Origin of the sequence: Dokdonia sp. PRO95 (genome assembly GCF_000355805.1) — a bacterium.
Lineage (GTDB): Bacteria > Bacteroidota > Bacteroidia > Flavobacteriales > Flavobacteriaceae > Dokdonia.
The window spans coordinates 2,023,033-2,049,576 of record NZ_CM001837.1 but is presented as its reverse complement, the minus strand read 5'-3'; the positions used below and the strand labels follow the sequence as shown (position 1 = coordinate 2,049,576).

At 38.5% G+C, this 26,544-nt stretch carries 33 protein-coding genes; 23 read left to right on the top strand and 10 right to left on the bottom strand.

Features of this window, described 5'->3' with window-relative positions:
* Positions 1 to 5 precede the first annotated feature (5 nt).
* Positions 6 to 464, bottom strand: coding sequence for a hypothetical protein (locus D017_RS09245; protein WP_035336137.1), 459 nt, complete (start codon positions 462 to 464; stop codon positions 6 to 8).
* A gap of 354 nt (positions 465 to 818) precedes the next feature.
* On the opposite strand from D017_RS09245, the gene D017_RS09240 reads away from it, so the two are divergent.
* The 3 genes from D017_RS09240 to D017_RS09235 all read left to right on the top strand — a co-directional run bounded on the left by D017_RS09240 (position 819) and on the right by D017_RS09235 (position 4,294).
* Positions 819 to 1,841, top strand: coding sequence for a hypothetical protein (locus D017_RS09240; RefSeq protein WP_225969289.1), 1,023 nt, complete (start codon positions 819 to 821; stop codon positions 1,839 to 1,841).
* Positions 1,816 to 2,391 carry a hypothetical protein gene (locus D017_RS15480; protein ID WP_225969288.1) on the top strand — a complete coding sequence of 192 codons (576 nt, stop codon included), beginning with the start codon at positions 1,816 to 1,818 and terminating at the stop codon, positions 2,389 to 2,391. The genes D017_RS09240 and D017_RS15480 overlap by 26 nt, the downstream gene beginning before the upstream one ends.
* A 73-nt stretch (positions 2,392 to 2,464) precedes the next feature.
* Complete coding sequence (locus D017_RS09235) at positions 2,465 to 4,294, top strand: cytochrome c peroxidase (RefSeq protein WP_035338139.1); 1,830 nt, start codon at positions 2,465 to 2,467, stop codon at positions 4,292 to 4,294.
* Between the two features lie 79 nt (positions 4,295 to 4,373).
* Here D017_RS09235 and D017_RS09230 read toward each other — a convergent pair whose 3' ends face one another.
* The 5 genes from D017_RS09230 to D017_RS09210 form a co-directional block, all read right to left on the bottom strand.
* Positions 4,374 to 4,790 carry a rhodanese-like domain-containing protein gene (locus tag D017_RS09230; RefSeq protein ID WP_160164968.1) on the bottom strand — a complete coding sequence of 139 codons (417 nt, stop codon included), beginning with the start codon at positions 4,788 to 4,790 and terminating at the stop codon, positions 4,374 to 4,376.
* A 16-nt stretch (positions 4,791 to 4,806) separates the two neighbouring features.
* Positions 4,807 to 5,112 carry a rhodanese-like domain-containing protein gene (locus tag D017_RS09225; protein ID WP_035336135.1) on the bottom strand — a complete coding sequence of 102 codons (306 nt, stop codon included), beginning with the start codon at positions 5,110 to 5,112 and terminating at the stop codon, positions 4,807 to 4,809.
* A 72-nt stretch (positions 5,113 to 5,184) separates the two neighbouring features.
* Positions 5,185 to 6,573, bottom strand: coding sequence for an MBL fold metallo-hydrolase (locus D017_RS09220; RefSeq protein WP_035336132.1), 1,389 nt, complete (start codon positions 6,571 to 6,573; stop codon positions 5,185 to 5,187).
* A gap of 103 nt (positions 6,574 to 6,676) precedes the next feature.
* On the bottom strand, positions 6,677 to 7,300 hold the full coding sequence (locus D017_RS09215) for a thioredoxin family protein (protein WP_035336130.1): 624 nt from the start codon (positions 7,298 to 7,300) through the stop codon (positions 6,677 to 6,679).
* A 2-nt stretch (positions 7,301 to 7,302) separates the two neighbouring features.
* On the bottom strand, positions 7,303 to 7,806 hold the full coding sequence (locus tag D017_RS09210) for a TlpA disulfide reductase family protein (RefSeq protein ID WP_035336129.1): 504 nt from the start codon (positions 7,804 to 7,806) through the stop codon (positions 7,303 to 7,305).
* A 166-nt stretch (positions 7,807 to 7,972) separates the two neighbouring features.
* On the opposite strand from D017_RS09210, the gene D017_RS09205 reads away from it, so the two are divergent.
* The 12 genes from D017_RS09205 (at position 7,973) to D017_RS15515 (ending at position 16,798) form a co-directional block, all read left to right on the top strand.
* Positions 7,973 to 8,434: a MarR family transcriptional regulator gene (locus D017_RS09205; protein WP_035336128.1), complete on the top strand. Its 462-nt coding sequence runs from the start codon at positions 7,973 to 7,975 to the stop codon at positions 8,432 to 8,434.
* Positions 8,435 to 8,438: 4 nt separating this feature from the next.
* Complete coding sequence (locus D017_RS09200) at positions 8,439 to 9,011, top strand: YceI family protein (RefSeq protein ID WP_035336127.1); 573 nt, start codon at positions 8,439 to 8,441, stop codon at positions 9,009 to 9,011.
* A 241-nt stretch (positions 9,012 to 9,252) separates the two neighbouring features.
* Positions 9,253 to 10,650, top strand: a complete 1,398-nt coding sequence (locus tag D017_RS09195; RefSeq protein ID WP_035336126.1) for an anthranilate synthase component I family protein — start codon at positions 9,253 to 9,255, stop codon at positions 10,648 to 10,650.
* 3 nt (positions 10,651 to 10,653) lie between these two features.
* On the top strand, positions 10,654 to 11,223 hold the full coding sequence (locus tag D017_RS09190; protein WP_035336124.1) for an aminodeoxychorismate/anthranilate synthase component II: 570 nt from the start codon (positions 10,654 to 10,656) through the stop codon (positions 11,221 to 11,223).
* A gap of 11 nt (positions 11,224 to 11,234) precedes the next feature.
* Positions 11,235 to 11,756 carry a hypothetical protein gene (locus D017_RS09185; RefSeq protein WP_035336122.1) on the top strand — a complete coding sequence of 174 codons (522 nt, stop codon included), beginning with the start codon at positions 11,235 to 11,237 and terminating at the stop codon, positions 11,754 to 11,756.
* The gene (gene trpD, locus D017_RS09180; RefSeq protein ID WP_035336121.1) at positions 11,756 to 12,748 is read left to right on the top strand and encodes an anthranilate phosphoribosyltransferase; all 993 of its coding nucleotides are present in this window, start codon (positions 11,756 to 11,758) and stop codon (positions 12,746 to 12,748) included. Before D017_RS09185 ends, trpD begins: the two co-directional genes overlap by 1 nt.
* A gap of 1 nt (position 12,749) precedes the next feature.
* Complete coding sequence (gene trpC / locus D017_RS09175) at positions 12,750 to 13,529, top strand: indole-3-glycerol phosphate synthase TrpC (RefSeq protein WP_035336120.1); 780 nt, start codon at positions 12,750 to 12,752, stop codon at positions 13,527 to 13,529.
* On the top strand, positions 13,529 to 13,918 hold the full coding sequence (locus D017_RS09170; RefSeq protein WP_035336118.1) for a hypothetical protein: 390 nt from the start codon (positions 13,529 to 13,531) through the stop codon (positions 13,916 to 13,918). The genes trpC and D017_RS09170 overlap by 1 nt, the downstream gene beginning before the upstream one ends.
* Before the next feature lie 17 nt (positions 13,919 to 13,935).
* Entirely contained in the window at positions 13,936 to 14,544 is a 609-nt protein-coding gene (locus D017_RS09165; RefSeq protein ID WP_051583952.1) for a phosphoribosylanthranilate isomerase, read from the top strand.
* Positions 14,541 to 15,740, top strand: a complete 1,200-nt coding sequence (gene trpB, locus D017_RS09160; protein WP_035336116.1) for a tryptophan synthase subunit beta — start codon at positions 14,541 to 14,543, stop codon at positions 15,738 to 15,740. Before D017_RS09165 ends, trpB begins: the two co-directional genes overlap by 4 nt.
* Before the next feature lie 77 nt (positions 15,741 to 15,817).
* Positions 15,818 to 16,579, top strand: a complete 762-nt coding sequence (gene trpA / locus D017_RS09155; protein WP_035336115.1) for a tryptophan synthase subunit alpha — start codon at positions 15,818 to 15,820, stop codon at positions 16,577 to 16,579.
* Between the two features lie 90 nt (positions 16,580 to 16,669).
* The gene (locus tag D017_RS15515; protein WP_262485440.1) at positions 16,670 to 16,798 is read left to right on the top strand and encodes a hypothetical protein; all 129 of its coding nucleotides are present in this window, start codon (positions 16,670 to 16,672) and stop codon (positions 16,796 to 16,798) included.
* 76 nt (positions 16,799 to 16,874) lie between these two features.
* Here the strand turns inward: D017_RS15515 and coaD are convergent, their stop codons facing one another.
* Positions 16,875 to 17,372, bottom strand: a complete 498-nt coding sequence (gene coaD, locus D017_RS09150) for a pantetheine-phosphate adenylyltransferase (RefSeq protein WP_035336114.1) — start codon at positions 17,370 to 17,372, stop codon at positions 16,875 to 16,877.
* 62 nt (positions 17,373 to 17,434) lie between these two features.
* Positions 17,435 to 18,430 carry a D-alanine--D-alanine ligase gene (locus D017_RS09145; protein ID WP_081804668.1) on the bottom strand — a complete coding sequence of 332 codons (996 nt, stop codon included), beginning with the start codon at positions 18,428 to 18,430 and terminating at the stop codon, positions 17,435 to 17,437.
* 129 nt (positions 18,431 to 18,559) lie between these two features.
* Here D017_RS09145 and D017_RS09140 point away from each other — a divergent pair, with 129 nt between their 5' ends.
* From D017_RS09140 to yaaA, 3 genes are all read left to right on the top strand, one after another.
* Positions 18,560 to 19,153 (top strand): PASTA domain-containing protein, encoded by a 594-nt coding sequence (locus D017_RS09140; RefSeq protein ID WP_035336109.1) that lies wholly within the window; start codon positions 18,560 to 18,562, stop codon positions 19,151 to 19,153.
* Between the two features lie 3 nt (positions 19,154 to 19,156).
* The gene (locus D017_RS09135; RefSeq protein WP_035336106.1) at positions 19,157 to 20,200 is read left to right on the top strand and encodes an RluA family pseudouridine synthase; all 1,044 of its coding nucleotides are present in this window, start codon (positions 19,157 to 19,159) and stop codon (positions 20,198 to 20,200) included.
* 335 nt (positions 20,201 to 20,535) lie between these two features.
* Positions 20,536 to 21,300 (top strand): peroxide stress protein YaaA, encoded by a 765-nt coding sequence (yaaA, locus tag D017_RS09130; protein WP_035336104.1) that lies wholly within the window; start codon positions 20,536 to 20,538, stop codon positions 21,298 to 21,300.
* A gap of 86 nt (positions 21,301 to 21,386) precedes the next feature.
* On the opposite strand, the gene D017_RS15185 is transcribed toward yaaA, so the two are convergent.
* Positions 21,387 to 21,509: a 30S ribosomal protein THX gene (locus tag D017_RS15185; protein ID WP_081804667.1), complete on the bottom strand. Its 123-nt coding sequence runs from the start codon at positions 21,507 to 21,509 to the stop codon at positions 21,387 to 21,389.
* Positions 21,510 to 21,613: 104 nt separating this feature from the next.
* On the opposite strand from D017_RS15185, the gene D017_RS09125 reads away from it, so the two are divergent.
* The 3 genes from D017_RS09125 (at position 21,614) to D017_RS09115 (ending at position 24,856) form a co-directional block, all read left to right on the top strand.
* On the top strand, positions 21,614 to 22,342 hold the full coding sequence (locus D017_RS09125; protein ID WP_035336102.1) for a hypothetical protein: 729 nt from the start codon (positions 21,614 to 21,616) through the stop codon (positions 22,340 to 22,342).
* The gene (locus D017_RS09120) at positions 22,342 to 23,001 is read left to right on the top strand and encodes a uracil-DNA glycosylase family protein (RefSeq protein WP_035336101.1); all 660 of its coding nucleotides are present in this window, start codon (positions 22,342 to 22,344) and stop codon (positions 22,999 to 23,001) included. The genes D017_RS09125 and D017_RS09120 overlap by 1 nt, the downstream gene beginning before the upstream one ends.
* A gap of 106 nt (positions 23,002 to 23,107) precedes the next feature.
* Positions 23,108 to 24,856 (top strand): M14 family metallopeptidase, encoded by a 1,749-nt coding sequence (locus D017_RS09115; RefSeq protein ID WP_035336100.1) that lies wholly within the window; start codon positions 23,108 to 23,110, stop codon positions 24,854 to 24,856.
* Here D017_RS09115 and D017_RS09110 read toward each other — a convergent pair.
* Positions 24,824 to 25,447 (bottom strand): NUDIX domain-containing protein, encoded by a 624-nt coding sequence (locus tag D017_RS09110; protein ID WP_035336099.1) that lies wholly within the window; start codon positions 25,445 to 25,447, stop codon positions 24,824 to 24,826. The genes D017_RS09115 and D017_RS09110 overlap by 33 nt on opposite strands.
* A 7-nt stretch (positions 25,448 to 25,454) precedes the next feature.
* Here D017_RS09110 and pyrE point away from each other — a divergent pair, with 7 nt between their 5' ends.
* Both pyrE and D017_RS09100 read left to right on the top strand, forming a co-directional pair.
* Positions 25,455 to 26,096: an orotate phosphoribosyltransferase gene (gene pyrE / locus D017_RS09105; RefSeq protein ID WP_035336098.1), complete on the top strand. Its 642-nt coding sequence runs from the start codon at positions 25,455 to 25,457 to the stop codon at positions 26,094 to 26,096.
* A gap of 16 nt (positions 26,097 to 26,112) precedes the next feature.
* On the top strand, positions 26,113 to 26,505 hold the full coding sequence (locus D017_RS09100) for an orotate phosphoribosyltransferase (protein WP_035336097.1): 393 nt from the start codon (positions 26,113 to 26,115) through the stop codon (positions 26,503 to 26,505).
* The last annotated feature ends 39 nt before the right edge of the window (positions 26,506 to 26,544 follow it).

Sequence of the window (26,544 nt, the reverse complement as noted above, 5' to 3'; positions counted from 1 at the left end):
GCTTACTAAACATCACTTAACGCCTTTTTTACTGCAGTAGCAAGAAAAAATTGCTTTTGAATATCCATTACGTCTTGCACTCCATCGAGCTCGCATAAGTAATGAATAACGGCACGCATCCCATTAAACATTACCTCATCGCCTTGTGGATTTGTTGGTTTCATACTGCGGCGGCTTATAGGTAACTCATAACCACAAGCTCGTAAAAATACAGCTTCAATCTGAAGTAACTCACTAGGCAAATACCCATAAAAACGTTTGCCAAAGGCTTCATTTACCCTCCCTACATAATTGAGTACAAGTGAACCGTGAGCATCTGTCATATGCTTCCACATATCTTTATTGTCACAAATAGTTCCTACTGCACAAGCTGTGCAGCAACCTGGATGGAGGCTGCCATCAGAAAAAGCAGCATATAATCTTGACAAGGCTCGTTCAAGTCTGTTTGGAAGTATAGTCGTCATCGCTAGTTTTTACTATAAAGTTAATAGTTGTGGTTGAGATAAAATGTTAATAGCAGGTACAAAAATTGTGTACTTCTGCTTTTCACAACTACCACCACCACCCTCTTTTCAACTGAATATCAATGTCTTTAGTTTTGCTTTCGCGAAAGCGTACCTCTCATTTTCCTTTAAAAAATATAAGATTTATTGATAATGCATTTTAACTTAATGTAAAATCTCGTTTTACTAAACAGTTAAGGCTTTACATAAAATAAACTCTTTTTTAATAGAAAGGCTACGATTAGGTAACGTTTACACCTTTACTCTGAGACTACTTTTAAACCATTCTAATAATCAACTAATTATTCAACAAAAATGAAACAAGTAAAGTCAATTTTTTTAACAATGCTATTTATAGCAGGAACAGGTGTTCTTTTTACAAGCTGTGATGATGCCGAAGATGGAATGGACGGTATAAATGGTGTAGACGGAATAGATGGCCAAGATGGTGCAGACGGTGCAGATGGGCAAGACGGAGAAGACGGAGAAGATTTTGAAATGGGAACTACAATATTTTCAGATAAATCTGCAACACCACCACTAGTTGCAATGTCACCGCAATTTAACTACGTAGAAGCATACTCACTAGTATCTACTCCTGATGTTATAGGTGGAGATTTTCAACTTGCAGGATCTGCAGATGGTGCTGGCTTTTTAGTAGATGGTGAAGATTACATATATGTGACTAACTGTGAAGATAGTTATGCAGTTGCTCGTATACGCTTTGATCAAAATCTAGTACCTATCTCTGGAGATTACTTACTGGATTCTGGAGTGGCTGACTTTGCAAGACAATGTAGCGCTACTATGTGGGAAGCAGATATTCATGGAGGTGATGAAGATATCTTCTTATCTGCGTCAGAAAGTATTGCTTATGATGTAAAAGCTATAGACCCACGAACTTCTACTCCAACACCACAAGCAGATTTTGGACTAGATGCACTAGGAGAATTTTCTTGGGAAAATGCAACTCCGCTACCTAAAGATGCTTATTCTGGAGCTACTGTAATTATGGGTGGTGATGATGACTCAAGTAACTCAGAAGGTCAAGTATCAATGTATTACTCTACTGCTGGAGATGCAGATTTTACTGGAGGTTCTATCTACGTATTACGTTTTAAGCAAGTATCTGATGGAATGGGAGGTGTACAAGACGTTATGCCTGACACTTCTTACAATGAGTCTTCTTTAGACTTGCAAGTAGAATACGATGTAGAATTTGTAGAAATCCCTAATGGTGCTGCACTTACTAAGAACGAAATGGAAACTGCTTGTAATGACGTATTTGCTGCACAATTTATGCGTGTAGAAGATGTGGATTACCAGAACAGGATCTGATGCAAATGGAAGAAATGTATTCTTTGCAGTAACTGGTCGTGGTCCAGGAAGAGGAACTTATAATGACTGGGGAACAGTATATAAACTTGCTCTTGATGAAAACAATCCACTAGAAGGAAAGCTTACACAAATCATAAGTGGAAATACAGATACAAATAACGCAGATGGTAATCTAGCTGCTTTACAAAGTCCAGATAACATCTGTGTTACAGAGAACTTTGTATACGTACAAGAAGATCCTAACTCTTTTTCAAGAGGTCATGCTGCATACATTTACCAATCAGACTTAAGCGGTACAAATGTACAGCAAGTACTTGAGCTAGTAGTACGTCAAGACCTAGCAGACGATAACAGTACTGGTTTAAGTGGAGAATTTGGTGCACTTATAGATATCTCTGATAAAGTAGGAGAGCCAAATACTTTCCTATTAAACATACAACCTCACTACTGGAGAAGTGAAGATTTTAAAGCACTAGATGGTCATACTAACAGTGCCTATGAGGACAACCAAGCATCACAAGTTGTATTGCTAAAAGGTTTACCTAGGTAGATATAAGCCAATTTTATTTTAATAAAGCGCAATCTCATTTTTGGGATTGCGCTTTTACAATGAATACATTTACATGAAAAATATAGTAATAAAACAACTTCTTTTACTCCTACTAATTTCAGTCGCACTACTCTATAGTTGCAATGGTGATACGGAAAAATACACCTCAACACCTGAAGCAAACTGGGAAGCATCAAGGGAAATCTATTTAAACGAACTAAATAAGGCTATTGCTGGGATAGATACATTAAAACAACTCCCTGTAACAGACCCAAAAGCTAAAGAAGTTTTTAAAACATTACGTATTGCTTTTAAAAAGGCAGAACCATATGCCTCCTATCTCAACCCTGCAGTAGGACACCGAGTGAATGGACCAGCACTACCTATTTACAAGGAGGATAATGGAAAAACAATGAATCCTGTAGGTTTACAAAAAATAGAAGAAAGTATTTATGAGGGGGAAACTTCTCAAGGACAGTATGACAAGGAGCTTACGGTCACGTATGGTCTTTTACAAAATCTCAAAAAAAATATTCAAAAAAGAGAACTTAATGCACCTAGATACTTTACTGCCACTCACCAGCAGTTACTAAGGATATTGAGCTTCTCAATTGCAGGTTTTGACACTCCTGTGAGTCAGCTAGGTATTGCAGAAGGTGCTGTATCACTTCAAAATCTTAATGATACATATCGCGCAAGTATTCAATCAATTGTTATTGCCAAGGATGAAGCACTTGATAAAAAATTCACATCACAACTTAAAGAGGCTATCGCTTTTATAAATGAAAATAGTGACTATAATTCATTTGATCGCTATTCCTTTACAAGAAATCACCTTACTCCCATCACACGCAGCTGGGTAGCTATAAGGAAAGCTAGCGAACTATGGGAAGGAAACCAGAGTACTCCATTTAACTTTGACGCACCTACTTTCTTTGAGGATGATAGTTTTAATGTAAGCTTTTTTACTCCAAGCATCAACAAGAACCCTACAGAGGATCAAATCACATTAGGGAAGAAATTATTTTTTGATAAAAAGCTATCCACTAGCGGTACGATGGCGTGTGCAACTTGTCACGACCCAGAAAAAGCTTATACAGACGGCCTCGTGACAAATAAAAGCAATACTGGCGAAGCGCTACAGAGAAATACACCCACACTACTCAACACAATATTCCAACAAAACTTTTTTGCAGATGGTCGTTCTGGTTCCATCATTGATCAAGTCTCTTCAGTATTTACGAATAAGAAGGAGTTTGATACTAATGTGCATAAATTTTCTAAAAGGATTCTAGAAGACTCTAGTTACCTAGAAATGTTTGAAAAAGCTTATGGAGGAGTATCTACACGTAATACAGATGTTGTCAAGGCAATCTCTTCATACGTAAGCACGCTCAATAGCTTTGATTCAAAGTTTGACCGTAATATGCGAGGTGATGAAGATACCTTTACAAAAGAAGAACAACAAGGTATGAACTTGTTTATGGGTAAAGCTTTATGTGCAACGTGTCACTTTATGCCTCTAACAAATGGAACAGTACCTCCATTTTTTGCAGAGACTGAGCGCGAGGTGATAGGCGTTCCAGAAACAGCAGAAAATAAAGACCTTGATGATGACACTGGCTACTACTGGCGTTTTGAAGTTGAGCAACACAAAGGAATGTTCAAAACTCCAACGGTGCGCAACGCTGCACTTACAGCTCCATATATGCACAATGGTGTTTACACAACACTAGAGCAAGTAATGGACTTTTACAATAAAGGTGGTGGCGACGGACTTGGGTTTGACCTTCCGCATCAAACCTTGCCATTTGATAACCTTGAACTCACTGAAGAGGAACTAGCTTCTCTCACGGCATTTGTAAAAACACTTACAGCTACTGAGATTGTAGATAATTACTAGCGTTAACAATAGAAAATCTCAACCTATAATAAAAAAGCCCATCGTATCGATGGGCTTTTTTATTATTCAAAACTGAGGTTTACTCAATTGGTTTTCCTACGGCTTTCCAGTTATTTATACCTCCTTCAAGATCATAAATAGTTGTAAATCCTGCCTCTTTAAGTTGTTGTGCACATTTTGCACTTCTACCGCCTTTTGCACAATACACATACACCGGCTTATTCTTATCTAGCGTTTCTATTTGAGATTGCCAGTTTGGGTTACCCATCTCAAAATGTTTAGCATTTTTAAGGTGACCACGCTCCCACTCATTATCTCTGCGTACATCTACAAGTTGTGCTCCTGCAACCGTTGCCTCCTTTTCAAAAGTCTCAACATCAATCACTGTGATTACTTCTTGAGTAGTAGTGATACTGCTTGATTCTTTTTGAGATGTGGCTTCATTACAACTTGACAGAGCTAAACAAAAGACCATCGCAACAAGCGTATATCTCAAACGCTTTTTGCTATTCTTAATGCGCTGCATCCCAAGCATTATAACCACCTAATAAGTTGTAAGTGTTGTTTAATCCTTTTTGTCCCATAAGAGCGCACGCTTGTACACTTCTTACTCCTGAACGACAATACACATAATAGTTTTTACTCTTATCAAGCTTTTCTATCTCATCAAGAAAACCTTGACCTAAATAAATATCAATATGTTTTGCTCCTTCTATCATTCCGTTTTCTACCTCTTCTTCCGTACGTACGTCTAGAATTACAGCATCTTTATCTTGAGCAATTTTTTCTTCCCATTGTGGGATTGTTAAATCTGTCATTGTTTAATATTTGTGCAACAGCTACTATCTCTATGAGCTGTCGCAATTAGTATTTGTTTAAAATTAGATGAATTATGTCAATTTAATACTAGAAGTATCTGCCTTTTTTATGGCTCCATATCCACCTAGCACATTCACTACATTATTTATGCCATATGATCTTGCTATAGATCCATAAATAAGAGACCTATAACCACCTGCACAATGTATGTGATAGGTATTATCTGCTTCTAGAGTGCGAGCATTTACGTGTACTTCATCTAGCCCCATATGTGGCACTCCTGCTATATGACTTGTTGCATATTCTCCAGCTTTACGTACATCCAGAGGATGTTTAATATCGCCAGTAGCAATACCATCTACAAACTCTTGCGCAGTTATTTCTGCTGTAGCAACTACATCTCTACCAGATTGTTGCCAAGCCTCTACTCCTCCAGTTAAGAATCCCAAACTATTATCATAACCTACTCTCGCAAGTCTGGTTACTACTTCCTCTTCAGTACCTTCTTCGGCAATAAAGACTATTTTCTGGTGAATATCTTTGATGAGCGCTCCTATCCATGGTGCAAACTGCCCTTGTAATCCTACAAACCAAGCTTGAGGTAATGACGCTTTCGCGAAAGCGGAAACACTTCTAGTATCAAGTACGAGTATATCATTTTCATTTGCTAGCTTTTCAAATTGATCAGGTGTCAAAGCCGTAGTTCCTCTCTTGACAATCGTGTCAAAATCTGTATTTGCCTTCTTATTCATAGCCACATTATGTGGAAAATAAGCCGGCGGTAGTGTCAAGCCATCTGTGAGCTCTTTAATAAAATCTTCTTTATTGAGTTTAAATGCGTAGTTATTTTGTTTCTGATTACCTAGCGTATCACTAGTCTCACTACTCATGTTTTTACCACAAGCAGATCCTGCTCCGTGCGCAGGGTAAATGATAATATCATCTGATAAAGGGGCAATTTTATGGTGTAATGAGTCGTACAGATAACCTGCAAGATCTTGAGTGGTTAGGTCAGTTTTTGCAGCAAGATCTGGCCTTCCTACGTCACCTATAAAAAGGGTATCTCCAGTAAAAAGAGCTTCTTCTTTCTCTTGATTATCCTTAAGAAGATAACACGTAGACTCCATAGTATGCCCTGGTGTATGTATCGTGGTCATAGACAAATCTCCTATTGTGAACACCTCTCCATCAATAGCGCTGTGATAGTCATATCCAGCTTTTGCCATAGGACCTAAAATCACGGTTGCTCCAGTAGCCTTTGCTAGATCCACTTGACCACTCACAAAATCTGCATGAAAATGAGTAAGAAAAATATACTTAATAGTCGTCTTATGTTCCTCAGCAAGGTCAAGATACGGTTGTACCTCTCGCAAAGGATCTATGATAGCTCCTTCTCCATTTGAACTTATAAAATAAGCTCCTTGAGCTAGACATTTAGTATATAATTGCTGTAATATCATTCTGGGATTTTGAGTGCAAATTTACAAAATACTCACAGATGAGATTATACAAAAAAAATGAGCTCAAATAAGCTCATTTTTATTTTGACTCGTCTAATTAAATCTATGATTTTATCGCGCAACCTATAGCTTTTGTCTCCTTAATTGTAACTTCTTTGCCTGACAAAATCTCATCAAGAGCATTTTCGAGATATTTTTCGGTCACAGCCTTTTCATCTCGACTACTATTATCGATAGCACCTATATACTTAACTATATTTTTTTCTTGAACGCGTTGCAGTACATAAACATGTGGAGTCTTTGTAGCTCCATATTTTGGATATACCTCTTGTCCGTCGTCAAGTAAATAAGGGAATGTAAATCCTTTTTCTCGTGCTCGCTGCTGCATAGCCTTAAAACTATCTCCAGGTTTAATGTGTGGATCATTAGGGTTAATCGCTATCACAGGGTAGCCTTGTGACTTGTACTTTTTATCTAATGCGATAATTCTGTCTTCATTTGCTATAGAGAAAGGACAAGTATTGCATGTAAATACTACTATAAAACCCTTTGCATCCTCAAAATCTCTCAAAGAAATCATCGCATTATCTACATTACGCAGATAAAAATCTCCTGCTGCATCTCCTATATCATAACCACTTCTATCCTTTTTAATGACAGCATTTGCAGCAAAAGCAGATATGACAACCACTAAGGCAAGTAGCGTTAAGGTTTTAAACGTTTTCATTATTAATTTATTAAGGTATTCAATTCTTGCTCTAGTTCTTCATAGGTAAAAGAGCGCTCATAAAATTTCTTTCTTTTTGATCCAGTTATAAGTGTTGCTGGTATAGCGCCACTCCATGAATCACTCACTTTGGGTATCCAATTATTTGCATCTCCATCATCTAAGTATAAAACTTCAGATTGTAGCTTCTTTTTGTCTACGAAAGTTTTTAATGCTTCTAGTTGATCTGGAAAATCAAGACTTACTAATAATACAGTTACGTCTTTGCTCTTGTATTCTTCTTCTAATTTCTCAAAAGCCGGTAACTCCTTGATACATGGAGCACACCATGTTGCCCAAAAGTTAATTACTAAAGTTTCCGAAGGATGATTTTCTATATAATATTCTAGGCCATCATAATCCAGCGCTTTGATGTTACTACCCTCTACTAACGTTTCCTTATAATCCTTTTGCCCTCCTCGACAGGATGTTAAGATGATTAATAATACTATTAGTATTTGTTTCATCTAACAAAATTATTGTGATTCTGTCTTTTACATTTCTCAATTAACACACTTTATGAAAGGATTGTTAAGGATTTTTAGAATGTTATCAAGGTTAACATGTTAAAATAACTATAAAGCTATTTGACAATTGATATTTAAACATACATTTGTATATACAAATATTGTAATGACAATAGAAGAACACATAAAAACCACGAGCCTCAAGCCCTCACAAAGGCTTATTATAAACCTAGCCTATACAGCACAATGGTCTAATGATATATTATTAATGGCATTAAAGCCTTATGATATATCATTACAACAGTTTAATGTATTACGCATATTACGTGGGCAAAAAGGAAAACCTGCAAACCTATCTACGCTCAATGACCGTATGGTTACAAAAGCAAGTAACACAACACGCCTCGTAGATAAGCTACTCAAAAAAGAGCTTGTAAATCGCAGTACGTGCCCCTCAAACCGTCGTAAAATTGAAATTACAATTACACAGGCTGGCTTGTCATTACTTAATGAGTTAGACAAAGTTGTGACTCAAGCCGAAAATAAAATAACTACTCAACTAGACAATACTGAGATAGAGCAGCTCAATAACTTGCTCAATAAACTAAGAACAGAAACTAAAAATTAGAAAAATGAAAAAGAAAATCACAACAGCATTCTTAGCTCTTATCGTAACCACTGGAGCCATTGCAAACACAGAACCGGTAGAAAAAACAGTAAACGTAAAAGAAAGCACCATTACTTGGACGGGTAAAAAGGTACTAGGACAACACACAGGTACTATTAACCTAAAGTCTGGAACACTTGAAATGGATGGTGACCAGCTAGTAGGTGGTAACTTTGTAGTAGATATGACTACTATTGCCGTAACAGACTTAAAAGCTGGCGAAGGAAAAGAAAAACTAGAAGGACACTTAAACTCTGCAGACTTCTTTGATACTACAAACCATAACGAGGCTACATTTGTTATCAAAGAAGTAGCAAAAAGTGGTAACGGTTACAGCGTAGTAGGTGACCTCACTATAAAAGGAACTACACTACCTACTAAGGTTAATATGACCATAGAGAATGGCGTAGCCACTACCGTTTTTAATGTAGATCGTACAAATTATGGTGTACGTTATGGCTCTGCATCGTTTTTTGACAACTTAAAAGACAATGCTATTTCAGATAATTTTGAGCTTGCAGTAAGCTTGACTCTCTAATAATTTCCTAATTATTCCCCCGTAAAAAGCTCAGTGTATATTTTTTATCCATTGGGCTTTTTTATTATAAAATCGCTCCCTATCTTTACATCATAAATGAAAAACAATACAGTACATACTTGGTGGTGGATTACACAACAATCGTTGTCGTAAGCACGCACCTATGTACCATTCATATACAGCCTGTCTTTACGACAGGCTTTTTTTTTGTTCTCAATTTTGAGAAAACAATATGTAACAAATGAAATATCAATTAACTACATTTTCAAAAAGACTCCTAGCAGATACCATCACTCCTGTATCGGTATACTTAAGGTTGCGCGATCGTTTTCCTAATAGTTTACTGCTCGAGAGTAGTGACTATCACGCAAATGATAATAGCTTCTCTTACATATGCTGCAACCCTATTGCTTCTATAAGCGTGGGCGATGGTATAATCACACAACAATTTCCCGATGGCAAGAAGGAGGAAATTACAATTACAGCAGAGACTAATGTTGTAGGGGTTTTAGATGCTTTCGCGAAAGCGTTCTCATCTACAAAGACAGCTCACAAGTTCATAAACAATGGCTTGTTTGGTTACCTATCGTATGATTCTGTGCAGTACTTTGAAGATATAGAAATCGCCAAAAAAGAAGGAGATCTCCATATACCAGATATTTACTATGCCGTTTACCAAAACATTATCGCTATTAACCATTTTAATAATGAGGCGCATATATTTTGTCACAATACGACGGGAGACAATAATATCGATGAGATTGAGCAGCTTTTAAAATCAAAAAACTTTGCAGAGTTTAACTTCAACCGAAAGAACGAACTCACCAGCAACATCACAGATGCAGATTATAAAGCACTCGTAGACACTTGTAAAAAGCACTGCCAGCGTGGTGATGTTTTTCAGATTGTACCTAGTAAACGTTTCTCGCAGCAGTTTACGGGAGATGAGTTTAATGTATACAGGGCTTTACGCAGTGTTAACCCGTCGCCATATCTATTTTATTTTGACTACGGAGATTATAAAATCTTTGGCTCATCACCAGAAGCTCAGATTATTGTGCAAGACGGTCTCGCTGAGATTCACCCTATTGCAGGTACTTTTAAACGTACCGGTAATGATGAGCAAGACGCCATACTTGCAAAAGAACTAGCCAAAGACGAAAAAGAAAACTCAGAACACGTGATGCTTGTTGATCTTGCTCGTAATGACTTATCACGCAATGGTCACAATGTAAAGGTAGACACCTATCGTGAGGTGCAGTTTTTCTCACACGTGATACACCTTGTGAGTAAAGTAACGGGACAAATGCACGAGGGTAGCAATACCTTACAAGTGGTAGCAGACACCTTTCCAGCAGGAACACTCAGTGGTGCGCCTAAGCATATGGCAATGCAGCTACTTGAGAAGTATGAAAACCGCAATCGCACCTTCTACGGCGGAGCGATAGGTTTTATGGATTTTTACGGTAATTTTAATCACGCTATTATCATACGTTCTTTCTTAAGTAAAAATCACACCCTACACTGGCAAGCAGGTGCTGGAGTGGTATCTGGCAGTGATCCAGCTAAAGAATTACAAGAAGTTTACAACAAATTAGGAGCGCTTAACAAAGCACTTGACATCGCAGAAGATATTTAGACAATGAAAAAGATATTAGTAATAGACAACTATGATTCCTTTGTGTACAACCTTGTGCACTACCTAGAAGAATTAGATTGCATCGTTACCGTAAAACGTAATGACCAGTTTGCGCTTGAAGAGTGCGAGCAGTATGATAAAATATTACTTTCTCCAGGCCCTGGCATTCCAGAAGAAGCTGGACTGCTCAAGCAAGTAATAAAAACTTATGGAGGAAGAAAACCTATACTTGGCGTTTGCCTTGGGCAACAAGCCATAGGTGAAGTGTACGGAGGCACGCTTATTAATCTAGATAAGGTTTTTCACGGTGTCGCGACACAAGTGAGTATCACGCAGCCAGACACAGTACTTTTTAAAGACCTCGGTGAAGAAATAGCCGTAGGGCGTTACCACTCGTGGGTGGTAGCTACAGAAGATTTTCCACCAGCATTAGAAGTTACTGCGGTAGATGAAAATGGCCAGATAATGGCACTACGTCACAGAGAACTTGACATACGCGGTGTACAGTTTCACCCAGAATCTGTACTTACTCCAGAAGGAAAAACAATGATTAAGAATTGGGTGATTAGTTAATACTATATACGATGAGATTTACATTATTTCTACTAGCAAGTTGTTTTTTATTAATAGGTGGTTGTGAGAGCACAAAATCAACACCTAAAGAAACTAAAAAACCTGCGACACCCGTGGTCGTAATAGAAGCCGAACCTGAGCCTCTTAAAGAAGTGGTAGAAGATGAGAATGTAGATGTCTATAAAAACCTGATTTTTAACACAAAACTTGGTGTAAGTCCTAAGCGACCTAACTGGGTTCTTTTTTCTAACGGAACCTATATTATTTTCCCTACGGGAACGAGTAAAGAAGATATGCGTAAAAGCGCATTAGATTTCTTGCAACGCTTTACAAGCGAGTCTGCTTCTGTAAGAAAGTCACCACTTACAAAAGGATGGATAGCAAGCACACCAAAGGGAGTTTACAATTACGTAGCACTTAACCAAGCTAGTTCAAGACTAGCAACAGATCAAGAACTAGCAACAATAGGATTGCAAAACATAAAGAAAGATAAAGCAGACCCTATTATTGTTCACATCAACACGCCTAAATAATGAAAGCCATACTTAATAGATTAATTAACCACGACCAACTCACAAAAGCCGAAAGCCGTGAAGTTCTCGTAAACATCTCTGAGGGTAAATACAACCAGAGTCAGATTGCTTCTTTCCTTACCGTTTATATGATGCGTAGCATTACGGTAGAGGAGCTAGAAGGTTTTAGAGATGCCTTGCTAGATCTTTGCCTTGCCGTAGATTTTTCTGAGTATAATGCCATAGATCTTTGTGGTACAGGTGGTGATGGTAAAGACACTTTTAATATTTCAACACTCTCTAGCTTTGTAACAGCAGGTGCTGGTGTGCACGTGACTAAGCACGGTAATTATGGGGTGAGCTCTGTAAGTGGAAGTAGCAATGTGATGGAGTATCTAGGCATAAAATTTAGTAACGATAAGGATTTCTTGAAGCGCTCTATGGATGAGGTAGGGATGTGTGTACTGCACGCACCACTCTTCCACCCTGCTATGAAAAACGTAGGCCCTATACGTCGAGAGCTAGGTGTAAAAACCTTTTTTAATATGCTAGGCCCTATGGTTAATCCTGCATTCCCGAGCAACCAGCTAGTGGGAGTTTTTAACCTAGAACTCGCAAGAATGTATGGATATTTATATCAAAAAGGAGATAAAAACTTTACCATATTGCACGCCCTAGATGGTTATGATGAGATCTCACTTACAGGAGCTACAAAGGCTATTACAAATGAGACAGAGCTTATGCTCACACCTAGAGATTTTGGTGTAAATGCACACGCTCAAAAAGATATTTATGGAGGTGACTCTGTTGAGTCTTCGGCGCAGATTTTTACAAATGTAATTTCTGGCAAAGGCACCCAGGCACAAAATAATGTGGTGTGTGCAAACGCTGGGATGGCTATTGCGACTGTAAAAGGGCTAACACCTTTACAAGGTTTTGAACAAGCAAAAGAGAGCCTACTCTCTGGTAAAGCCGCACAAAAACTCAAACAACTTCAAGCCCTAAGCAACTAAGATGACCATACTAGATAAAATTACAGCAGATAAAATCAAGGAAGTAGCGTTGAGAAAAAGTCTCATCCCTGTGAGCCAGCTAGAGCAATCTGTGCTTTTTGAGAGAGCTACGGCATCACTTGCAAAAGCAGTAAGTACAGGCTCTGGGATTATTGCAGAGCATAAAAGAAGATCTCCTAGCAAGTCTGTTATAAACAACAGCCTGAGCGTTCAAGATGTCGCAAGTGGTTATGAGCAGGCAGGCGTGAGCGGGATGTCTGTACTTACAGATGGGAAATATTTTGGTGGCTCGCTAGATGACTTATTACTTGCCAGAGCAGCAGCACAGTTTCCGCTATTGCGTAAGGAGTTTATAGTAGATGAATACCAGATTCTTGAGGCCAAAGCCTACGGTGCAGATGCGATATTACTTATTGCAGCTACGCTTTCGCGAAAGCAAATAGAGCAGTTTTCAACCTTTGCAAAAAGTCTTGGTCTCGATGTTCTTTGTGAATCTCATAATGAAAAAGAATTACAGAAGTCTATTATGCCTTCTGTAGATATGCTAGGCATCAACAACCGAAACCTAAAGACCTTTGAAGTAAGCCTAGAGACGAGCAAAGAACTCATCAAGCAAATTCCAGATGAGTTTGTAAAAGTATCAGAAAGTGGTATCAGTTCTGTAGAGGCGATCAAAGAATTAAAGCCACACGGTTTTCAAGGTTTCCTTATAGGTGAAAATTTTATGAAAACAGATAACCCAGGTGAAAGTGCCGCTACTTTCATAAAACAGCTAGATTAATGATAAACGTTCCTTACTCTAACAAGCAGCTACGCTACTACCTCTGGACTGGCCTGGCTTACACCATACTCGGACTTATAACCATTATCATAGAAGGTGATTTTGGTGCTCTTGATTGGTTTTTCCCTTGGGGAATTTTACATCTCATAGTTTATGCAATATTAAAACGTCAGGGATGGCTCCAAATAAATCAATCAAGTATTACCATAAAAGGTTTTTTAGGTATCGGCAAGAAAGAGCTTGCTTTTTCAAAACTGACTAAGAAAAAATATTTTGCGGGAGATTATATACTCGCTCAAGGCACTAAGGAAGTTGCCCTCACTAGAGAGTTCCTTACTCCACAAGCAAAAGAAATATTAGATAATCTCATAGAGAAAGACGCAAAATGAAAATCAAAATATGCGGTATGAAATATAACACACAAGAGGTCGCTGCGTTGCAGCCAGACTATCTTGGCTTTATATTTTATGAGAAGAGCAAACGAGATTTTGGCGACCTAGCGATTCCAGAATTACCTGAGGGAATTGACCGCGTAGGAGTTTTTGTAGATGCTGATATTGCTTTCGCGAAAGCGAAAATAACACAACACAACCTCAACGTAATCCAGTTACACGGGAGCGAATCCCCTGAATACATAAAAGAACTTCAAGCTTGTCTGGTCGAGCGCAGTCGAGACCTCAAGATTTGGAAAGTTTTTGGAATCAAAGACAGTTTTGACTTTGAGCAGCTCATACCTTACGAGGGCCTTGTAGATGCATTCCTTTTTGACACAAAGGGAAAAGAAAAAGGAGGCAACGGCTACACCTTTGACTGGAGTGTTTTAAAAAATTACACATCCCAAACGCCTATCATTTTAAGTGGCGGCATAGGACTAGAAGAAGTAGAAAAAGTAAAAAAAATACTGGCAACAGATTTGCCTATTATCGCACTAGACGTAAATAGCAAATTTGAGGATAAACCAGGATTAAAAAATATTGAAAAATTAACCGAATTTAAAAAAGTATTGCAGCTATGATACTAGAAAATAACACCAGTTACCAAGCAGACGAGAGAGGGTACTACGGAGATTTTGGCGGAGCATTTATTCCAGAGATGCTCTATCCTAACGTGGAAGAACTGCGCTCTCAGTATGTGCAAATTATGCAGGAGCCTTCTTTTCAAGAGGAGTTTAAACAACTCTTAAAAGATTATGTAGGTCGTCCTACACCGCTTTATTATGCAAAACGCTTTAGCGAAAAGTATGGCACAAAGGTATATCTCAAAAGGGAAGATCTCTGTCATACCGGAGCTCATAAAGTAAATAATACCATAGGCCAGATTCTTATGGCTAAGCGACTAGGTAAGAACCGCATTATCGCAGAGACTGGCGCGGGACAGCACGGTGTTGCTACAGCAACGGTGTGTGCACTTATGGGACTAGAATGTATCGTATATATGGGTGCTATAGATATTGAGCGCCAAGCGCCTAACGTGGCTCGTATGAAAATGCTAGGAGCAACCGTACGACCAGCAATGTCTGGAAGTAGAACCTTAAAAGATGCGACTAACGAAGCGATACGTGACTGGATTAATAACCCAGTAGACACACATTACATCATAGGTTCTGTGGTGGGACCACACCCTTATCCAGATATGGTGGCTCGTTTTCAGTCGGTGATTTCTGAGGAAACTAAGAAGCAGTTGCTAGAAAAAGAAGGAAAAGAAAATCCGGATTATGTAGTAGCTTGTGTGGGTGGTGGTAGTAACGCCGCTGGATTATATTACCATTATCTTGATGAACCAGAAGTAGGTATTATCGCAGTAGAGGCTGCTGGTAAAGGAGTGGATACTGGTGAGAGTGCCGCAACTTCTGCACTAGGACGCGAGGGAATTATACACGGCAGTAAAACATTATTAATGCAAACAGACGACGGGCAGATTACAGAGCCTTACTCTATCTCTGCTGGTCTTGATTACCCTGGTGTAGGACCTATGCACGCAAACCTCTTCCGTTCTGGGCGTGGGGAGTTTATCTCTGTCACAGATGCAGATGCGATGACGGCTGGACTAGAGCTTAGTAAACTAGAGGGTATTATCCCTGCGATTGAGACTAGTCACGCACTTGCCATTTTTGAAACTAGAAAATTCAAAAAAGACGATATCGTAGTGATCAATCTTTCGGGACGTGGTGATAAGGATTTAAATACGTTTATAGAATATTTTAATTTATAGAACTACGCTTTCGCGAAAGCGAAATAAACATCAATATTAATTCCGGCTTAGGCAGGAATGACAAAATATTTATTCAGATGAATAGAATAAAAGAAAAATTACAAGAAGATAAAAAGCTACTAAGCTTATACTTCACTGCTGGATATCCAGCCATAGATGATACTGTTTCTGTCTTAACGCAGCTTCAAGAAAGTGGTGTAGATATGGTGGAGATAGGATTACCATTTTCAGATCCGCTGGCAGATGGGCCTACTATTCAAGAGTCAAGTACTGCTGCACTTCATAATGGGATGACTACCGAAAAGTTGTTTAGCCAGCTAGACGGTATTCGTGAGACCATACATATACCGCTTATTGTGATGGGTTACTTTAACCCGATGTTACAATATGGGGTTGAGAAATTCTGTAAGCGATGTCAAGAAATAGGGATAGATGGTATTATTATGCCAGACTTACCACTTGCCGAATATGAAGCGGAGTATAAAGAGATTTTTGAAAAGTACGGACTTATTAATGTATTCCTAATCACACCACAAACTAGTGACGCGCGTATACAACAGATAGATGCCGCGAGTGATGGGTTTATCTATATGGTGAGTAGTGCGAGTACGACGGGCGCTACGAGCGGTTTTGGTAACAGCACAGAAGATTACTTTAAACGTATTGCAGCTATGAATCTTAACAATCCGCAGATTGTAGGTTTTGGGATAAGTAATGAGGAAACTTTTAACGCGGCCACTACCCATCAAAAAGGAGCCATTATAGGAAGTGCTTTTATAAAGCATATTACTAAGAATGGAGCAAACAGTGTGGCTAGCTTTGTAGAAACCATAAGATAATCAACACTTTAACCTAAGACTAACAAGCCTTTAAGACGAATTAACAACCGTGATTTTTATCTTTATATCAACTTAAAAATGAAAAAGATTATGGAACGTAAATTTGAAAGAAAAGTAGAGCAAACTAACCCGACCAATCCAACGGGAAATATAAATCAAACTACAAACGACTTTGATATCGATAAAAAGACCATCAAAGAACAGCAGAATAAGAAGTAATTAGGTTTTAGATTATATATATAAATGGTGAAAGCCGCCCAGTGGGCGGCTTTTTTATGGATAAAGGTTTTGAGCTTTATTTTGCTTTTGCTTGTATCTCTTTCCAGATTTTAATTGCGCAAGGCTCAACCACATCTGGTACTAGACCAGAGCAGTCACCACCGTTACGTATTACATCACGTACTATGGAAGAAGATATATAGCTCTTACCAGAACTCGTAAGTAAGAATACGGTCTCGATACCAGATAATTTTCTGTTAGTATGGGCGATTGCCTTTTCAAACTCAAAATCTCCAGGATTACGTAGTCCTCTTAAAATGAACTCGCTTTCTTGCTCTTTACAAAAGTCTATAGTGAGACCTTTATAGGTCATTACTTTAATGCGTGGCTCATCTTTAAACGTATCTTCTAGAAACTGCTTGCGCTGCTCTAGAGAAAACATATATTTTTTATCTGAGTTGACACCTATAGCAAGTATTATCTCGTCAAAGAGTGTAAGACCTCGTTCTATTATATCGTAATGCCCAAGTGTAATGGGATCAAAACTCCCCGGAAATACTGCCTTTCTTTTCATAATCTTAATCTTAATGTCATTCCCGCAAAAGCGAGAATCTCAAGGATACTACCTCTGTAAATTTAACTGTTATTTCTAATCGCTACTTCTATAGCTTTGCCAAACACTTCTGTAAGTGATAATCCAGCTGCTTTAAACTCTCTTGGGATGATACTCTCTTTTGAGAGACCAGGATTAGTATTTACCTCAACAAAATGCGGTTTACCCTCGTGAAAGATAAAATCTATACGGCAAATCCCCTTAAGACCCAGCAATTCATAAATACCCTTTGTAAGTCCCTGCACATCTGCCGTCTCACGCTCATCTAGTCTTGCTGGTACAATTTCTTGTGATTTTCCAGAGTACTTTGCTTCTAGACTAAAAAAATCTCCATCTGGTACAATCTCACAAACTGGAAGCACCTCTGCCCCATTGCCAAAATCATACACTCCTACAGATACTTCTGTCCCGCTCAAAAATGACTCAATCAAAACCTGATTATCTTCCTTAAAGGCATTATCTAGAGCCGCTATAAGATCACCTTCTTTGTACACCTTACTCACTCCATAACTAGAACCTGCGCGGTTAGGCTTTACAAAACAAGGGTAGCCCACTTTTATAGCAAGCAGGTTTTTAAAAGACATATCAATCTCATCGCCCTTATTTACGTATACAGATTGCGCCATTGGCACGCCGTATGAACTCAACACGCTTAGTGTGTCACGCTTATTAAACGTCATTGCACTCTCATAAAAACCACAACTTGTCTGTGGGATTCCTAGCAATTCCAAGTAGGCTTGTAGTTTTCCGTCCTCGCCCGGCGTTCCGTGTATGGTATTGTAACAGGCGTCAAAGGTTACCTTTTTCGCGGAAGCGTCTTTAAAGCTAAAGTCACCTTTATCTATCGTAAATCGCTCACCATCTACCACACAAAACCACCCCTCGGTAAGGATGTGCACGGCATATACTTTGTATTTTTCTTTATCTAAAGAAGCAACTACGGTGGCACCACTATTAAGCGATATTTCATACTCGCTACTGTAGCCACCCATTAAAACGGCGATATTTTTTTTCTGCACTTTCGTGAAAATTTGAAAAGACAAAACTAAATCTGTCTCATTAACGTTAATGTAAAAATAGGTATAATCATACCTACACCAAATAGGCTATCTATTTTATATATTTGCACCCTTAACCACAACCCGTCTATGAGTCTTTTAAAATTTCTAGTGAGCAAAGCATTTGTTAAACAAATTGTACTTGCTGTCATCATCATCATCGCATTAGTATTTATCACTCGATGGTGGTTAGGAAGCACCACAAATCACGATGAGCGTATTGCCGTGCCTAATGTAAAAGGGATGACCCTAGACCTCGTCTCTCAAGAACTAGAAAATGCAGAGCTGCGTTACTTTATTATAGACAGTGCAAATTTCAACCCAGATTATCCTAAGTACTCTGTAATAGACCAAGAGCCTAACGCTGGGAAATTTGTAAAAGAAAACAGACAGATATACTTAGTACTTAACCCTTCTGGTTATCAAAAAATGACTATACCTCCTATCGTGGGAAAAACACGCCGCCAGGCAGAACCTTCATTAAAGGCGCTAGGATTTGAGATAGGCAAAGTAACCTATGTAGACTGGATAGGAAAAGACGAAGTAAGAGATATAAGACACAAAGGAAAGAGAGTGAAAGCTGGAGATAGATTAGAAAAAACTTCTGTTATCGACCTAGTACTAGGTAATGGTAAAGGTGATTACCGCGACGCTATTTCTGATGACTCATCAGACGAAAACTAAACAATGAACGAAGAACAACCCATAGGTCCAGAACCTCAAGACGACGAACTTTACGAGCACTACAGTTTTACTGCAAGCAAAGGTCAAGAACCATTACGTGTAGATAAGTTCTTAATGAATTTTGTAGAAAATGCTACCCGTAATAAAATCCAGAAGGCTGCCAAAAATGGTAGCATTCAAGTGAATAATATTGTTGTAAAACAAAATTATAAGGTAAAAGCTGGAGACGTGGTACGTGCCATGTTTGAGCACCCACCACACGAGTTTTTACTTACCCCAGAAGATATTGATATTGATGTGGTTTATGAAGACGACCAACTTATGGTAGTCAACAAACCTGCAGGAATGGTAGTGCACCCAGGGCATGGTAACTACTCTGGAACGCTTATTAATGCACTTATCCACCACGTAGATAACCTCCCCAACAACTCCAGTGATAGACCAGGACTTGTACACCGTATCGATAAAGATACGAGCGGACTACTTGTAGTTGCCAAAACGGAGCAAGCAATGACTCACCTTTCTAAGCAGTTTTTTAATAAAACAACAGAGAGAGAATATGTTGCTATCGTATGGGGTAACGTAACAGAAGACGAGGGAACGATAGAAGGAAACATAGGCCGTCACCCTAAAAACAGATTACAAAACACCGTTTTTTACGGAGACGAAGCAGATCAAGGTAAACCAGCTGTTACTCATTATAAAGTAATAGAGCGTCTAGGCTATGTAACACTCGTAAGCTGTAAGCTTGAGACGGGACGCACACACCAGATACGTGTGCACATGAAGCACATAGGCCACACCCTCTTTAACGATGAGCGTTACGGCGGTAATGCCATCTTAAAAGGAACTTCATTTACCAAGTATAAGCAGTTTGTAGATAACTGTTTCAAAATATTACCACGCCAGGCACTACACGCAAAAACGCTTGGTTTTGTACACCCCACAACAGGCGAGTACAAACGTTTTGAAACTCCTATCCCAGAAGATATGGCAGGTTGTATAGAAAAGTGGCGCGCCTATGCCGTACACAGCAAAGAGCAGTAAGATTTTTTTACGCTTTCGCGAAAGCTTACTCATAACAACAAGCAGCAACTCCTTTTGGGGTTGCTTTTTTGTTTTATGATGCTTAAGTAAGTTTTTGAATTAATCCCTAAATGCCATTCAACACCTACCTCAACCTTCCCCTCAAAGGGAAGGAGCTAGAAGTCTCCCTTTGAAGGGAGATTTAGAGGGATGCTGAACATTTGGCATTATTAAATTTTACATCTTTATAAATCAAACACCACATTAAACTATCAATCCCACCATAACCAAAAACAATAGCCAAGCACATAATTATAAGACATAATTGCTAACTTTGATACAAAAGAAAAACACCTATGAAAATCGTTGTATCACCAGCAAAGTCACTTAATTTTGAAGATAAGCTACCTACTACGCGTGCTACACAGCCGCAGTTTTTAGAGCAAGCAGAAAAGCTTAACAGCAAGCTTTCTAATACGACAAAAAAAGAGATTCAAGACCTGATGCACATCAGTGAGAAGCTTGCAGATTTAAACTACCAGCGATACCAAGATTTTACAACTCCGTTTACAAAAAAGAATGCGAGACCAGCCGTGTACACCTTTGATGGTGATGTATACACAGGGCTTGATGCCTATACCCTACCTACAGAAAAGCTTGACAAACTTCAAGACACTTTACGTATTTTAAGTGGGATGTACGGGATCTTGCGACCACTAGATTTAATGCAGGCTTACCGTCTTGAGATGGGTACAAAACTAGAGTACTACAGTAATAAAAATTTATACGAGTTCTGGGGAGACACCCTTACCGAAGCGCTTAATAAAGAACTTGAAGATGATGAGCTTTTTGTAAACCTTGCGAGTCAAGAGTACTTTAAGTCTATAAAGACTAAGCAGCTCAAAGTACCCGTAATCACTCCTATCTTTAAAGATTTTAAAAACGGGAAACTCAAGATTATTTCTTTCTTTGCAAAAAAAGCCCGTGGCTCGATGGTGCGTTATATTATAGATAAGGATGTAAACACAATAGACGGTCTCAAAGCTTTTGATTATGACGGCTACGCCTACAGCGCAGAAGAGTCTAATGAAGATAAAAACGAATTTGTATTTACAAGGTAATTGTCAAAAATGACTAAAAACCCATCACAGAGAAATCTATGATGGGTTTTTTACGCTCTGGAAAATATCTTATAATACTAGAACAACTACTTATCCTTCTGCATTTTCGCAGCATCCTTAGCTTTCTTCCTGCCTTTTTTTCTTCTTTTTGCGCCAAAAGTTCCGCGGCTTATTTTTCCTCTTCTTGATTTTTTATCTCCTCTTCCCATATCCTTATTTTTGGTTAATCTTAATGTAGCACTTTTAAAAAGAACCTATTTTAAAATTCTGTTAATCATCTGCCTACATTATCTTTATAAATAAAAGAACCTTGATGACATATTATATTCTTATTGCGCTCCAACTAGCTTGTGCTTACCATATTTACAAGAATAAAAATAGCTTCTACTGGTATTTTGCTATCCTCCTATTGCCTGCAATAGGCTGCCTAGTGTACGTTATTGCTCAGATTTTTAATAAAAAAGATGTTGCTGTAGTTCAAAAGGAATTTACAGCCGTGATTAATCCTACCAAAAAGATCAGCCAACTTGAAAAGAAAGTAGAATTTTCTGACACGTATTCTAACCGCGTAGAGCTGGGAGATGCGCTACTTGCGATAGGTAACTTTAAAGAAGCAGCCGTTCAATATGATGCTGTCTTACATGGAAATCACACTAGTGATTACTATGCCAATACACAGTTGCTAATTGCTCTTTTTGAGCAAGAAAAGTATGACGAAGTGATTTCCATAGGTGAGAAAATGAGCAAATTTTCGGATTTTGAAAAATCCCAAGCGCAATTTAAATATGGACTCGCACTATCAAAAACTGGTAAGGATGACGAGGCAGAAGCTATCCTAAAAAAAATAGACCAGCGATATTCTAATTACCCTGAACGATTAGCATTATCTAAATTCTATATTGAAAACGAGATGCAATCTAAAGCTCTAGAAGTACTTCATGAAATGCAAGACGAATATCTAAACCTTACCAAACCAAATAAAAAACTGCACAAAAACACGTTTATAGAGGTAGATAGACTTGTTGCTACTACACAATCATAATGGCTATTTTCAAACACACACATCCCTACCCGCCATTTAATATTGAGAATGCCACAAAACTCATTGTAGGCACACTACCTCCTCCTCGGTTTACAGAAGGCACGCTTAAACCTGGAGATGTAAACTTTTGCTATGGCAGTATCGATGGGCAATTATGGCCTATTTTAAATAAGATTTTTAATCTCAATCTTACATTTGAAACTACAGAGCAAGCCATTCAAGAGCGTAAAGACTTTTTGATATCTCGCAATATCGGTGTTTGCGATATTGTCGCTTCCTCAGAACGCATTAAAATAGACGCTTCAGATATTGGGATGACTAACGTGACGCTTAGAGATATTTTCGGCTACTTAAGCAAGTCTCCAAAGGTGGAAACATTATTATTTACCGGCGGAAACAGTAAAAATGGTCCTGAGTATTTCTTTAGGAAAGCTTGTAAAGAGCAGGGTGTGAAGTTAAAAGTAATAAGTAGCGAGGTACCGCGAATTCATCAGTTTGAATGGCAAGGACGCACTATTAAAACGGTTTCTCTCACTGCACCATCAGGAGCTGCAAATAGAGCGGTGGGCAGTCTTGCTCTTTACAAACAACTTAAAAAGGAAAATCCGCAATTTAATACTATAGACTTCAGAGTCTTGCAGTATGCTCCATTCTTTTAAGGTTTTTACGCTTTCGCGAAAGCGTAACTTAACACCTATACTGCTCAAAACAACTTGCTTTTTATTTTTGAACCAATTTGTATCTTCACACTTCAAGTTCAACCAAATGAAAAGACTTTTTTTACTCCCGCTACTCGCCATTGCAATCAGTTGTGGTGACACAAAAGACAATCCAGAAAATAAAGACTTTACTACACGCTTTGAAAAAAGTGGAGGTACAGAAACCCCAACATATCAAGAAGTCATCGCTTTTTACGAAGAACTTGACCTTGCGTACCGCTCTATTAAAACCTATGAAGTAGGCACAACAGACATTGGCGAACCACTTACACTTGTTACTTTTAATCCCAACCGAAGCTTTGATAGTGAGTTTTCTGATGATATGGATGTGCGCCGAATTCTCATTAATAATGGTATTCACCCTGGGGAGTCAGACGGGATAGATGCAACTATGATGCTTATGCGAGACCTCGCACAAGGAAAGATAGAGGCCCCAGAAAACACATGGGTAAGTGCGATTGCAATCTATAATGTGGGTGGCGCTCTTAACCGCAATAGCGGGACGAGAACCAATCAAAACGGACCTAAGGAATATGGTTTCCGCGGTAATGCTCAAAACTATGATCTCAATCGTGATTTTATAAAGCGTGACACAAAAAATGCTGCCGCTTTTGCAGAGATTTATCACATGATTGAGCCAGATGTTTTTATAGATAATCACGTAAGCAATGGCGCAGATTATCAATACACGCTTACACACCTCTTTACACAGCACAACAAATTAGGAGGAGCATTAGGTGATTATGTCCATGAGGAATTCCAGCCTATGCTTGAGGAAGATCTTAAAGCCAAAGACTGGGAGATTACTCCGTATGTAAACGTTTTTAACAGTACTCCAGAAAAAGGTTTCAGCCAGTTTATGGATTACCCACGCTACTCGACGGGTTTCACTTCGCTCTGGAATACTATCGGCCTCATGGTAGAAACCCACATGCTGAAGCCTTATAAACCACGTGTAGAAGGAACATACGAATTAATGAAGAGCATCTTAAAAATCACTGCCGAAAACGGCACAAAGATTAAAGAAATGCGCGAGGGTGCTTTTAACGCTTTCGCGAAAGCGGAAACTTATCCCGTACAATTTGCTCTAGACACGACCAAAACCACCACCCTAGATTTCTTAGGATATGAAGGAAAGATGCAGCCTAGTGAAGTGACCGGGAAGGAGCGTCTCAAATATGATGTCAATAAACCTTTTACTAAAAAGGTGACTTACTACGATTATTTTAAGTCTACTAAGGAGGTAACGATACCAAAAGCTTATGTAATTCCTAGAGGGTACAGAGATATTGCTCTTATCTTAAAGGCAAATGAAATCAAGTTTGATCAGCTTAAAAAGGATACTACTTTTGTAGCTCAAGTATATCATATAGACACTTATGAAACCCGTAAGAGTCCTTATGAAGGTCATTATTTGCATTACAACACAAGTTTAAAAACTTCTGAAGAAGAAGTTATCATACCTAAAGGTGGTTATATAGTGCCTACAGATCAAAAAGGAATACGCTACATTCTAGAAACACTAGAGCCAGAGGCGACAGATAGTTTCTTTAACTGGAACTATTTTGACACTATATTACAACAGAAGGAAGGCTTCTCACCATACGTATGGGAAGATAAGGCACAACAATTTCTTGAGACCCACCCTAAAATTAGAATAGAATTTAATCTCAAGAAGTCGTTAAATTCTGATTTTGCAAATAACTGGTATGCTCAGCTAGACTGGATTCATAAAAAATCTTCTAGTTATGAGAAGGCCCACCTACGCTACCCTATCGTTAGGATGCTTAACTAGATATTCTTTAGGAAAGATGAGCTTGATATTTTCATAAGATTTATCAAGCGCTTTCTGTGATTTTTCAAAGTTAAGCCACTTTGCCTTCTTAATACCTTCCTTAGCTTGTGGTACTAGCTCGTCTGTGCAGCTTGTGTGCATCTCAAACCAGAAAGTTTCTTTAAGCCTAAACTCGCCATTACGTTTAAAAACGTGGTAAGTGATTTCTAGAGGCTTTGTTATCGTAAGTCCCGTCACACCTGTCTCCTCCTCTACTTCTCTAATGGCACAGTCCTCTATATCTTCCTTTTTCTCAATCTTACCCTTAGGCAAATCCCAGCGACCATTGCGATAGATAAAAAGAATTTCTTTTTTATCGTTGTATACAAGTCCGCCGCCCGCTATCACAAGTTTAAGTTTCTTGCGCAGGTGCTTGAGTAACTTCTCTTCCTTAGGATGGTAGAGGTTAATATATAACTGTTCTCCCTTATATAATTTCTTAATCAATTTCTTGATCTTGACCTTCTTTATGGAGATGGTTTTATAGTTCTTACCTATCACCTTTTCTGTAGATAGAATAATAGGAATATCATTCACAAAAACTTTATACATTTGCAGTATGATTTTAGACAAAGAAACGGCAAAAAAAACTGCCGAATTGCTTTTGCAAATTAATGCAATAAAATTACAACCGCAAGAACCTTTTACATGGGCTTCTGGCTGGCAATCCCCAATTTATTGTGATAACCGCATCACACTATCGTATCCTCCTATTAGAAACTACATTCATCAAGAAATGGCAAAGCAAGTAGAAAGTATCTACGGCAAGCCAGATGCTATTGTGGGTGTTGCTACAGGAGCCATAGGTATTGGTATGCTTGTTGCAGATTATCTCAACGTACCTTTTGCTTACGTACGTCCAGAGCCTAAGAAGCACGGACGTAAAAACCAAATAGAAGGTCACCTAGAACCTAACAGCAATGTAGTGGTAATAGAAGATCTTATAAGCACTGGTAAGAGTAGCCTTATGGCAGTAGAAGCTCTTAAAAATTCTAACATGACGGTAAAAGGCATGCTCGCCATCTTTACCTACGGTTTTGATACCGCTACTCAGAATTTTGAAGAAGCTGGAGTTACACTTAATACATTAAGTGATTATTCTCATTTATTACTGCAAGCTAGGGACACAAATTTTATCACAGAAGCACAACAAGAAACGCTAGAAAACTGGCGCAAAAGCCCATCAACCTGGGAAAAATAACATTAAAACTACCTAAATGAATTTAGAAAGTCCTGTAAAGACATTAGACAAGTCGCCAGAAGAAGTTTATAATTTCTTAATGAACATTGAGAACTTCGAAAAATTAATGCCAGAAAATACTAAGTTTGAAAAGATAAGCGACACACGTTTCCTTTTTGGACTTAAAGGAATGCCAGAAATAGTACTAGATCTTAAGGAAGGAATTCCTCATAGCAAAGTAGTATTAGGGGCTGCCAGTGACAAAGTACCTTTCCAACTTACTGCAGACATCAAAGAACTAGCAGCAGATAAAAGTGAAGTTCAACTACATTTTGAGGGAGAATTCAATGCAATGATGGCTATGATGGTTAAAGGACCTATCACAAAATTCATAGGCACACTTTCTGATAATATGGATGTTATTGCATAAAGCAGTTTAAATTCAATATTTCATAAAAATCAAAGAAGT